The organism is Ruminococcus sp. RTP21358st1_G6_RTP21358_211008 (assembly GCF_040908885.1).
GTDB classification, from domain to species: Bacteria; Bacillota; Clostridia; order Lachnospirales; family Lachnospiraceae; genus Blautia_A; species Blautia_A faecis.
The window spans coordinates 1-11,001 of sequence record NZ_JBDGDM010000077.1 but is presented as its reverse complement, the minus strand read 5'-3'; the positions used below and the strand labels follow the sequence as shown (position 1 = coordinate 11,001).

Annotated in this window: 10 protein-coding genes and 1 pseudogene; 2 read left to right on the top strand and 9 right to left on the bottom strand. The window is 43.1% G+C overall.

Annotated elements, in window-relative coordinates; translation table 11 throughout:
• Window positions 1–385 precede the first annotated feature (385 nt).
• The 3 genes from spoIIID to AB5Z12_RS19765 form a co-directional block, all read right to left on the bottom strand.
• Window positions 386–667, bottom strand: a complete 282-nt coding sequence (gene spoIIID / locus AB5Z12_RS19775) for a sporulation transcriptional regulator SpoIIID (RefSeq protein WP_118583748.1) — start codon at window positions 665–667, stop codon at window positions 386–388.
• Window positions 668–919: 252 nt separating this feature from the next.
• The gene (locus AB5Z12_RS19770; RefSeq protein WP_195478767.1) at window positions 920–1,081 is read right to left on the bottom strand and encodes a hypothetical protein; all 162 of its coding nucleotides are present in this window, start codon (window positions 1,079–1,081) and stop codon (window positions 920–922) included.
• Between the two features lie 127 nt (window positions 1,082–1,208).
• Window positions 1,209–1,433, bottom strand: coding sequence for a lanthionine synthetase LanC family protein (locus AB5Z12_RS19765; protein WP_270414568.1), 225 nt, complete (start codon window positions 1,431–1,433; stop codon window positions 1,209–1,211).
• Window positions 1,434–2,001: 568 nt separating this feature from the next.
• Here AB5Z12_RS19765 and AB5Z12_RS19760 point away from each other — a divergent pair.
• Window positions 2,002–3,804: an alpha-amylase family glycosyl hydrolase gene (locus AB5Z12_RS19760; protein WP_368356869.1), complete on the top strand. Its 1,803-nt coding sequence runs from the start codon at window positions 2,002–2,004 to the stop codon at window positions 3,802–3,804.
• A gap of 132 nt (window positions 3,805–3,936) precedes the next feature.
• Here AB5Z12_RS19760 and AB5Z12_RS19755 read toward each other — a convergent pair whose 3' ends face one another.
• The 3 genes and pseudogenes from AB5Z12_RS19755 to AB5Z12_RS19745 form a co-directional block, all read right to left on the bottom strand.
• Window positions 3,937–4,620, bottom strand: coding sequence for a DNA alkylation repair protein (locus AB5Z12_RS19755; protein WP_148461585.1), 684 nt, complete (start codon window positions 4,618–4,620; stop codon window positions 3,937–3,939).
• Between the two features lie 156 nt (window positions 4,621–4,776).
• Window positions 4,777–5,076, bottom strand: coding sequence for a hypothetical protein (locus AB5Z12_RS19750; protein WP_368356870.1), 300 nt, complete (start codon window positions 5,074–5,076; stop codon window positions 4,777–4,779).
• A 23-nt stretch (window positions 5,077–5,099) separates the two neighbouring features.
• Window positions 5,100–5,279 (bottom strand): annotated as a pseudogene (locus AB5Z12_RS19745) (DUF6783 domain-containing protein); the annotation flags it as partial.
• Here AB5Z12_RS19745 and AB5Z12_RS19740 point away from each other — a divergent pair.
• On the top strand, window positions 5,217–5,360 hold the full coding sequence (locus AB5Z12_RS19740) for a DUF6783 domain-containing protein (RefSeq protein ID WP_306467808.1): 144 nt from the start codon (window positions 5,217–5,219) through the stop codon (window positions 5,358–5,360). The pseudogene AB5Z12_RS19745 and the gene AB5Z12_RS19740 overlap by 63 nt on opposite strands.
• A 161-nt stretch (window positions 5,361–5,521) precedes the next feature.
• On the opposite strand, the gene AB5Z12_RS19735 is transcribed toward AB5Z12_RS19740, so the two are convergent.
• From AB5Z12_RS19735 to AB5Z12_RS19725, 3 genes are read right to left on the bottom strand one after another with little or no spacing between them, the layout of a single operon-like run.
• Window positions 5,522–8,899, bottom strand: coding sequence for an ATP-binding protein (locus AB5Z12_RS19735; RefSeq protein WP_368368746.1), 3,378 nt, complete (start codon window positions 8,897–8,899; stop codon window positions 5,522–5,524).
• Window positions 8,826–9,443, bottom strand: coding sequence for a DUF4194 domain-containing protein (locus tag AB5Z12_RS19730; protein ID WP_118583732.1), 618 nt, complete (start codon window positions 9,441–9,443; stop codon window positions 8,826–8,828). Before AB5Z12_RS19730 ends, AB5Z12_RS19735 begins: the two co-directional genes overlap by 74 nt.
• Window positions 9,403–10,728, bottom strand: coding sequence for a Wadjet anti-phage system protein JetA family protein (locus AB5Z12_RS19725; RefSeq protein WP_368368745.1), 1,326 nt, complete (start codon window positions 10,726–10,728; stop codon window positions 9,403–9,405). The genes AB5Z12_RS19730 and AB5Z12_RS19725 overlap by 41 nt, the downstream gene beginning before the upstream one ends.
• Between the last annotated feature and the right edge of the window lie 273 nt (window positions 10,729–11,001).

Below are 11,001 nucleotides of genomic sequence, written 5' to 3'. Positions count from 1 at the left end.
TACTGTTATAAAAAGTTCATTCTTTTGAATGATGATTCGTTAAGAATTTTCGAGAATCGTATGTGTTTCACTGTTTAATTATCAAGGTTGTTTGTCTGTCATCTCTTTTCGACAGCTTGTTCACTTTATCATATCTTTCAGATCTTGTCAAGCACTTTTTTCAAAAGTTTTCCAGACCCTCAAGAAGCTGTATAAAGTTGTTTGTTTCTGTCGTTCTGTTCAAGCGACTTGGTTACTTTATCATAAGTTCAGTCATTTGTCAACAGTTAATTTGAATTTTCTGAAAATTATTTTATTTTTCAGCATTTCAGAAGCAATTCCTTGCGACAGTTTGTTTACTATACCACTATCGCAAGGAATCGTCAAGCACTTTTTACAAAAAAGTTTATATTTTTTTGTGCAGATTGTTTTCCAGCATATGTTGATGCAAATACTTTTCCCTGGTAGCTAAACCACCTCTGATATGTCTCTCTGATTTATTCACCTCCAACACAGCCCTGGCCTGCCTTGCAAGTGCTGGATTTAAGCTTGCAAGTCTGGTCGTCACGTCCTTATGTACTGTGGACTTTGATATCCCAAACCTTTTTGCAGTCTGCCTTACAGTTGCCCTAGTTTCGATAATATAATTTCCAATCTCTACTGCCCGCTCTTCAATATACTCTTTCAAAAAAACGCCTCCGCCGACGCTGTTTTTACAGTGTATGCAGAGGCGCTATATTTATATGTAAGAAAACGTTCCGTAATATTTTGCAGTTAAATAATTTCCATATTCTTCGTACATATTATAAAGTACATTATATTTTCTCAAAAAAATGATACTCATACAAATTAGTCAGCTTCTTTCCTGTAAGCGCTGCGTAAGCCCTCAGTAAAGAAGAGCCGCATCCTGCTGCGCCTACATAAAGTCCCGGGTAGCTTACTACTCTGGTGGGGATGGTTCTCCACCAACTGTCATACCAGGTTCGGCTGCCTCACTGGCAAAATCCAGATATTTCCGGATTCCAGTGCGACGATATACAATATCCAGAAAAACAATAAATCCGCCATCTGCAGTAATATCCTCCTGCTCGCTCCAAAACAACCCGCGTTCATCTCAAGAAGCTGCCTCCATAAGAATATCCGCTGTGCGTAACACGAAATCGCGATACTCCTGCTTTCTTGTCACATGGTAAAGATCCTCCAGGAAATAGGCTTCTCCTACCGGTCCATTATAAGATCCTGCCGCCCATCCCGGCACAGGAATGATTCCTTTCACCTCCGAATGTAAGTAAGGTATGCTGATACCATTCAAGACCAACCTGCGTAGCAATAATATGCGCAGCCGCTTCTTCTGCTTCTTTCAGCCATCTCTCATCACTAGTGGCTTCATAAAGACGGATCAGGAAAATTCCGATTCCAGCTGAACCGTCATACATACTTTTTGACGTAAACATAGGAACATCTTCACGATATCCTTCCTGTCCCTCCGGAAGCGCTTTCCAGATCCTTCCATACTCTGTGTCTTCACCGCCAGCGTGTCGATCCAGCTCGCTGTCTCTATCGCTGCTCGAAGATAATCTTCTGCAGTATTCTTATGAAAAATTCTTGGACCTATCCTTTTATTCATCTGATGGCCCGCCACTTCTGCACTTTAGCATAAAACTTTCAGCTCTTCACTGTCATTTTTCCGCTTTTGAAAGTGGTTTTTCCTTTCGTTAATGTTGTTGTAAAATATGCTCTTGTTTTCATAGTATGTCAATAGGTTTTATTGATATAGTTTGCCATCAGGCCTCAACAAAGGCTTTCTTCTGTTCTTCCATCATTTTATATATCGAATCACTATTTTTACCCCTTTGCCCTTAAGGAAAATTTTCAATATATTTTCCGTTTTCAAAAAATTCTTAACAATCCTTACAGAGTACCATGAATCATCATATTTTTATATGGAATAAGCTCCTAAAATCTGCTATTATAGAAAACGTTGAATGTACAAATTTATTTTAAACGACAGAGGTGTTAGACATGAGTTGGTATAACGAGGCAGTTTTTTATCACATTTATCCACTGGGGTTGACAGGAGCGCCGAAGCAGAATGAGTATGGGGAGCCTGTGCATAGGCTGAATACGCTTCTTCCGTGGATCGATCATATTAAAGAAATCGGGTGCACCGCTTTATATATAGGTCCTTTATTTGAAAGTGTGGGACATGGTTATGAGACTACTGATTACAGGAAGCTTGACTCCCGTCTGGGTGACAACGAGGATCTGAAGAATTTCGTTGCAACCTGCCATGAAAAAGGGATCAAGGTTATCTTCGATGGCGTATTCAACCACACCGGACGTGACTTTTTCGCATTTAAAGATATTCAGGAGAAGCGACAGAATTCACCTTATGTAAACTGGTACTGTAATGTGAACTTCTCTGGAAATACCGAATACAACGATGGTTTTTCCTATGAAAACTGGGGCGGATATAATCTTCTGGTAAAATTAAACCAGCGCAATCCTGATGTGCAGAACTACATCTGCGATGTGATCCGTTTCTGGGTTTCTGAATTTGATGTGGATGGTATCCGTCTTGACGCTGCGGACGTTCTGGACTTTGATTTTATGAAACAGTTGCGCCGCACCGCTGAGGAAGTGAAACCGGATTTTTGGCTGATGGGCGAAGTCATCCACGGCGATTACAGCCGCTGGGTAAATGGCAGCACCCTTCACAGTGTTACAAATTATGCACTTCACAAGGCTCTTTACAGCGGACACAATGACCATAACTATTTTGAGATCGCGCACACTGTAAAATATCTGCAGAACATGGGCGACCTTGATCTTTATAATTTCGTGGACAACCATGATGTAGAACGAATTTACACCAAACTTTCCAATAAGGCGCATTTTGCTCCAGTTCATGTGCTTCTCTACACCCTTCCGGGAGTTCCAAGTATTTATTATGGTTCTGAATTTGGAATTGAGGGACGTAAGGAAAGAACCTCAGATGACAGCTTAAGACCAGCCTTAAATCTTGCTGATTATGCTGACGCAGTGGAGAAAAATCCTTGCACAGCTCTTATTGCTGCCCTTGGAAAAGTCCGCCAGAATACACCGGCTCTTAATTATGGAAGCTATGCAGAGCTTATGCTCACCAACCGCCAGTATGCTTTTGCCCGTGACCTGGATGGGGTGCGTGTGATCGTCACTGTAAATAATAATGACAATGCCGCTTCTATGGATCTGGCTGCTGGAAATGCAGCTGAGTATGTAGGTACTCTGACCGGTGAAAAAGTTTCTGTAGAAAATGGACGCATTCATGTAACCGTTGCCGGAAACAGCGGCAATATCTGGGTTCCGGCTGGGGATATGCCAGAGTATAAGCCGGTAGAGATGAATGCAAAGACACCGGAAACTACTAATACAACAGTTAAGGCTGACAACGCAGACCAGACAAAAGAGGAAGCTGCTGCCACTGTCGCAGAGCAAAATACAACTCCGATCTCTCAGGCACTGAAAAATGCTGCGAATACGGACAGCATAAAGGAAACGGTTGCGACTACTGTAGGTAACTTTGATTGCACCGCAAATGCTTCTGAAAAAGCAGCTGATGGTACAACATCTAATACTACTACCGCATCCGAACCAGCCTCCGAAAAATCTCAGATAACCGTAGACTGGTCCAAGTCCCCAGAGGACATGACCGTAGAAGAGCTTCAAGCCGGAATCCTTGCGAAAATGGCAAACAATGGTCCGGTAACCGACCAGATGAAGAAAACCGTTTATGACAATATCTGGCATGATTCCCTGGTGAACTGGCTGAAGAGCTTCCGCTGATTTGCGGCAGCCACCAGGATCTTATGCCTGCATAAATACAAAACGCCAGAATGAAATTCGCTTTACCGCTTGATAAAGCTTTTCATTCTGGCGTTTTTCATTTCTCAATCTCTAAACCATAAAATCCTATTTTTAACGGTAGCCTTTCAAATATTCCTTCTGTTCAGACGTAATCCGATAGCTTTCCACTGCCTTCTGGATAGTCTTTTTATGTACCCAGTCCGACAGTCTGTGCTGCTCAATATAAGGTACTGCAGCATCCCATTGCTTGGCCAGAGCGGTGGCAAAATACCAGGCAATCATCATGTTTACATAATATTCCTGTGATTGTACGCCAGCTGCCATTTCAAGATACTCCGGGGAAAAATCCTCGTCCAGAAAAAGGCGCATAAGCATGCCGATCCCGTAGCGAATAGTGTAGGTTTCAGTGGAGGCGATCCACTTCCGGACCTCTTCTAATACTGCTTTTTTGTTCTTACGGAAACACTTTGGCTCTGGGAAATCACAGGTGGCCCAGTTGTCGATATAGGGCAGGAATCGCTGTACTTCTTCCATACATTTCGGATAGTCCTTTATCCCAGTGATCAGCATCATATGAAGGTTATTTTCCTCATAAAACTGGTGAGGAAGCTGCTGCAAAAAGTCCTCTAATTCCGGAGTACCGGCGAATACTTTTGCAAAATTCCGAAGCACAGGAGTACGGATTCCAATAATCTTTTCCTTGGCTGTTTCGGGCATTAATTTGCTGTGGAAATCCCGATATTTTATATCCTGTAATTCGAATAACTGCTTCTGCAATTCCGTTAATTCTGCCATACACACTCCCTGTTTTTCAATCTATAACAGACATTTCACTCTAATTTTCAACGAAATTTGGGTTTTCAACTGTCGTCTTTTTAGTTTACATAATGTTTTGCATAATGCTTTTGGCTTACCAAAAACACTCATAGTTGATGTCTATTTGAGCCAATTCTATTCTGCTTTCTCTGCTGCCTCCAGGCTTGCCATCAAAAGCTCATAGAAGTCATCTTCCCCCTCCAGCTTCGGGGAGTTTTCTCCGCCGCCATTGGTACTGCGGCGCATGGTAGCATAGAAGTCTTCTCCGGCAGATACCAGGTCCATTTCATACAATTCATAGCCAAATTCCCTGCATAATCTGCAAAAAACAGTGAGAGGATCCTTTTCCAAACGGGTGGCCAAAAGCTTTTTTCGAAGTTCACCATCTTTCAGCGCATCCCCTTGCAGACGGTCCAGAATTTCCAATGTTGTCATATGCGGTACCTCCTTTTTTGCAGCTATGTTATTTTTATATATTTTAATACCTCAGCTATCTGTGCGCAACTGTTAATTTCAGAATCCATCTGCAATCCAGCAGGTTCTCTAGAGCGTGTTTGAAAAAGGCTTTCTGCAAGATGTGCGTCACACTTTGTGGGAGATTTCGCCCGGATGAGGGCGCCATAGCGGGCTACGGCAACCGAATTCGGGTGAAATCTCCCGCAAAGTGGGGCGTGCAGATTGCGGGAATGATTTTTCAAACACGCTCTAATACCAGTTAGTACATCGAAAATTAAGTATCTGCTATATTGACGCAGGATGATTTCTTCATATGCAAGGCGGAGAAAGGAGGCATAGCGGTGGCTACGGCGACCGACGACAACGCAGCAGATGAAAAATCAGACAAGTCAATATGGCAGTTACTTAATATTCGATGTACTAGTCATACTGCATTGTGATATTCCTCCACATAACTCTGCTTCTGATCTGTCATTACTAGCATCACTTCATCCATAGCCGGGCCGATATACTGGATCTTATCTGGAGGAGCGGCGATAATAAGCTGTAATGGAAGGCGTCTCAGGAATTCCAAAACGCCGCCGATTCTTTCATCATCCATGTTATTAAAGGCCTCATCAAAGAGCACCAGCCCAGCTGCCTCGCCACCAATATTATTGCTGTAAAGCTGCACAAAAGAGGCTGCCACTGTCACATAAAACGGGGTCTGTGTCTCACCGCCGCTCTTCTCTTCACATACCTTGGAATAATAAGAATAGGTGCCGTCATTATGAATGATCTTAATGTCATAATCCATGTAAGTACGGTAATCCGTAAACTCGTCAAGAGCCTGTGCACTGTTATCTCCACTTACCGAAAGCTGTTCAAACAGCTCCTCGATTACATCTTTATGAGCCTCATGGAAGATTCCCGAAAATAGGGATTCGCCTTGTGTCACATTGAAATCATCCATGATCATTTCATAATAATTGCGGTATTTTTTACTTGGCATAAACTGGAATTCATAGCGTTCACTGCTAAAATCAATGCCCTTTAACGCCTTGTTCAGTTCCTTAAATTCCCCCTGTGCAAGCTTCATATTCTCCTGTAATTTCGCCAGAAACTGCTCATGAAATTCTGTTTCTGCCGCTTTATGGGCAGACTGTACTTTCTCCTCATAATCAAGAAGTTCAGAGTTTTTCAAACGTTCATATACCGCCTCAAATTCAGGAAAACCATCCAGACTGGCAGCTGCACCAAAATCATGCTCGGTCTTATACTCCACCATGGCATTTATCATATTGTCTTTGGCAATCTGACATCTCTCACTGTTATATTTTCTCTTATTAGAAGGCAGTTTATAAAAATATTCACTTTGAAACTGCTCAATTGATCTTACTCCCAGAGCCTCCTTATATTCCCGATTCCAGCTATTTAAACGTTCTCCCGCATCTGCTGCAAGAGTGGTTACCTCACTCTTTCCGGTAATCTGTTTTTCCAGAAGTGTCTGTTTTCTGGCAACCAAATCCTGGATCCGGGCACGCATTCCACCGATTTTTTCCGTGTCGGAGCTGATGGTGTAATCCAATCCCCTAAGCATTTTTTCCAGCTCATCCAGCTGCAGCTGCTTCTGGATCAGGGTGGAATTTTCTTTCAGTTTTCGTATATTTTCCTCACATTTATCAATGGATTTATTTAACATACGAAGGGTAGCGATCACATCCAGACGGTACTTAATATCCACGTCACTTTCTGTAGAAAGAAGTCCCAGAATCTCTTTTGTGTCAGACAGCTTTTTCTCCTGATTTTCCATTGTTTCACTAAGCTTCTGAAATTCTTCTTCAGCCTGTGCCAGCTGTACGGTAAAAGCATTTTTGCCGATAAACGGCACACGAAATACCTCTGGTTTGATGGCACTTGCCACACAGTTCTGATATCTCATACAGCCCTTTGTGATAGAAACAGAATACTTTTTCAGGTCTTCGTAACGCTCGCACATCTGTACTTTTCCAAGGAGCATGTTGCTGTACTGACGGGCATATTTGTTCTGGGATGTGACTACTTCTGCCAGAGTTCCAGCAGGCGCAGTGTCGTATTTTTCCAGATCTTTCGTATTGATCAGACCTACTCCGTAAACCTTTTTCTCTCTTCGAAGACGGTCATAAATACCAAGTGCAATATCGAAGTTCTCCGGTTCTACAAGCACATAAAAACGCTGCGTATTCAGATACCCCTCTACTGCGTTTCGCCATTCCTCATCCTTAATTTCCAGCATTTCGCAGAGCACTCCAGGCTGGATTTCTCTTCCAATACCCGCAAATTCTTCCTGTACAGACTCCACAAGAAGCTCTACTCCAGATGGATAAGTCAGCTTTTTGCGTTTCAGTTTATTGATCTTTTTGCTTAATTTCTCCCATTCTGTCTGGTTCTGATTCAGCCGGATCTTCAGCTGCGCCTGCTCTTCCTGCAGTTCTCCATAGCGCATCTGTTTGAAATGGATCACATCATCTGTAAGGCTCTTTATTTCTGTTACATTGATATCACCATCCAGAGTTTGAAGTTTTTTCCGGTATTCACGGATACAGGAAGCGAAATCTGCGCCAGTTCCATTTTCTGCATTTGCAGACTGACTCATTTCGGCAGAAACTGCTGCAGAATATCCGGAAGTGTCCCCTGCCCCCATAGTCCGCAATAAACTCTCGCAGTCCCTGGCCGCCTGAGCCACGCTCTTCTTCAATTCCGTCCCCTCATTCATAGCTTCCTGTCTCTTATCCTGAAGCCTTTTCAGCTCTTTTTTCTCCTCTTCCAAAGCTACAAATTCCTGGTTATGACGCAGTTCTACACGAATATTTGTGGCAATTTCCTGCTTTTCAGAGCGCTCTTTCTGAAGCATTTCCAACTGGGCTTTCGCCTGGGAAAGACGGATTTCTTCGTTCTTTCTGGCAGTTTCCAGACTGGAAAGCTGTCCTTCCACAAGCTCCAGATCACTACGTTTCAGGAAATACTCGTACATCCTGTCCTTTTCAATACGCTCCTGTACACGCTGGTACAATTCCTGTATTTTTTTCAGTTTTTTCATGCGTTTTTTCACGTTATCAAGGGTACGTTCCATATCCTGATAAGTACGCACATTCTCCCGAAGTACATCAATATTGACTTCTTTTTCATCCAGCACGTAAGAGTAAACAAAGTCCTTAATATCGTCGATTGGCTTAAATGCAAGCGCTTTTGGAATCAGACGAAAGAACTTATCTTCAATCCTTCCAAGTCTTGCTGTGACCATTCTACGGGCTTCCATATTGGTCTTGCACCACTGGCGGATATCAATGTTGGAACCACGGAATTCTGCAATGGATTTCACCTGGTTTCCGTACAGGAAAAGATCATCTGAGATCCTGGTATTCTCCATCAGATACCGCACTGTAGTCTCCTGGCCCTCAGAAGCAGAATCCACAACAGCACCGATAATGAAATATTTATCCTTGCTTTCCTCATAAAATTCCAGGGCAACATGAGCGCTGATCTCGCCGGTACGCTCATAAGGCTGGTTTTCTTTTCCTGTTTTACAGCGGATATATCCGGTAAGCCTTCGCTTACCATTCTCGTGGGCCGCCTTGTTAAAATAACCGGTGGAACAGATGATCACAAACTGGATTGCGTCCAGAAGAGTGGATTTTCCAGCACCGTTTTCACCAGATAAAAGAGTAGAATCTCCAAACTCTATGGTACAGTTATTAAACCTGTGCCAGTTAATCAGCTTCATCCTCGTCAGTTTCTTCATCGCTTTCGTTTCTTCCCTTTCTGTATGTCTCCAGTTTCTCATATGCTGCCTTAATGTCTTCTGCACGTACCACCATCAGAATGGAGTCGTAAATCAGAACACGAGATTCTTCATCTCCCATATCCTTATCCAGAAGCTCCACGATCTGATATCTTCGGAACAGGCTCAGGGCATTTCGCATGGTGGTTTTGTCGATTAATCTGTCACGGATATTAAGACTCACAAACTTATCCTGAATGTCTCCAAGGTTCACGATTACCTCCTCTATTGCGGAAAGCTCACGCTTCTTTTCATCGTAAAGGATTCGCAGGATCAGAAGTACAATGGAATCATAAAGCTTCAGATTCATCCGGTTATACCCTCTCGGACTGGTCAGCTGAATCACTCCATATTCCTCGTTTATCTCAAGGCGATAGCCAAGAACGCCCAGATATTCTTTAAATTCTTTCCTGTATTTCAGCACAAAATAATAATCTGCTTTGGTATTCTGGTTTCCTTTGCACAAAAAGCAGGTTCCCAGAAGACGGTTGCAAACCCTGCTGAAATTATCCTTTTCTTTTTGCAGCATTCCTTCCAGATATTCCATTTTCTCTCCTCCGTATCCGAAAATCTTTGAAACGGTAGCCGTTTACTTCCCGTTCTTCCAGAGTTTCTATTACATATCCCATATTTTTGCGCTGACCGTAAAGGCGCACATAGATCAGTTTGATAAAATCCTCTTCATTATTGAGAGGAAGCTGGCTTGCTTCCAGCTCATCTTTTTCCGCCAGATAACGGTTTACGTAGTTCTGAATTTTCTCTACACTGATCACTTTCCGGATCTTTTCTGCCATCTTTCTCATTTTCTCACGGCGAAGCTCTTCGTCTGGTTCCTCATTCTCCAGACTGGAGGGGATGAATTCCTTTTTCCCTTCTACTGCCAGATACAGAGAACTTTGTTCCAGAATAGAACACTGGCAAATACGCACCAGATCATCCAGAAAATCAATGCGGTAGATTCCCCCAAGATCCATATTTTCCCGGTTGATTTCTTCATTAATTCCCATGAGTATTTCTTTCAACTGCCCCCGCACATCTTCATTTCCTGCCAGGAGAAATTTAGCACGGTTGATGGCAGCTCGCTGGTACTGGGTATTTTTCTGGTTGATTTCCTGAAGAATCTCGTCCATATTGCGGAAAGCCTCAATAATTTCGTGAAGATAACGGTAGGTCAGTTCCCGCCCCTCTTCCTCGGAAACCTCCCGGATAGCTGCAATCTCTGCAGATGCCTTTTCCAGAAATTCCTCATTGTGGCTTTTTTTCTCCAGGCACTGCATAATTTCCGGACGAAACTTGGAAACATTGTCAGAAGTCAACAGGCGGTGGTAGGCTTTGTCTACAATATTGGTAATGTAGTCGTTAAACAGTGCATCCATAATCTGGGCAACCGTGCTGTGTCTGGTAAGGTCATCAATGTAGTGTTTGATGTTGGAATTGAGGTTTTTCAGACCAGTGATCAGGTAGTCAGTGTTTTCCCAGATCTGCATGAGCACGATACCCGGCTTATCCATGGTGCCTTTTACCAGACTGTAGATGGTATAAATGTACCCCTGGTATTCAATTTGTTTCCCATCTGCGATATCCAGGAGTGTTTTGATTATTTTCACAGCGTATTCCTTGAAGTTTACACGCTGTACGTAGCTTTTGTCTGTTTCCACTTCGATCCAGCCGTAGTATTCCAGGCGGCGCAAAATGCCGTTAGCCCGGCTTCGGCTGTCATCAGCCTGGAATTCTTCTTCCACCAGCTGGGCCGCATTTTCCTGTCCAAAATAAAATTCCAGCTCGTCTACCAGCACTTCTCTTTCCACGCCAAAGGAGAACTGGTGTTCCATAATGGCAAAAAGGCGGCTGATACATTCCCAGTATACAATTCGGTTTGGAGAAGATAATGGGACAAAAAAGTTGTCGGGGATTATGTGAAACATAGGGGTGTCCTTTCTTTAAACGTAAAACAAGGGACAAACTGCTTTGTCCCTGAAATCTTTCTTTATTTTAGCATAGCCGGTTTTATTGTACAAGGTTTTCTCAGTTGCTATTTAGTGTGTTGAAAGTTGTTCAAGGCGGACGCATTCGGACAATGGTGATTGCTCACTCGCCGGCGCAAC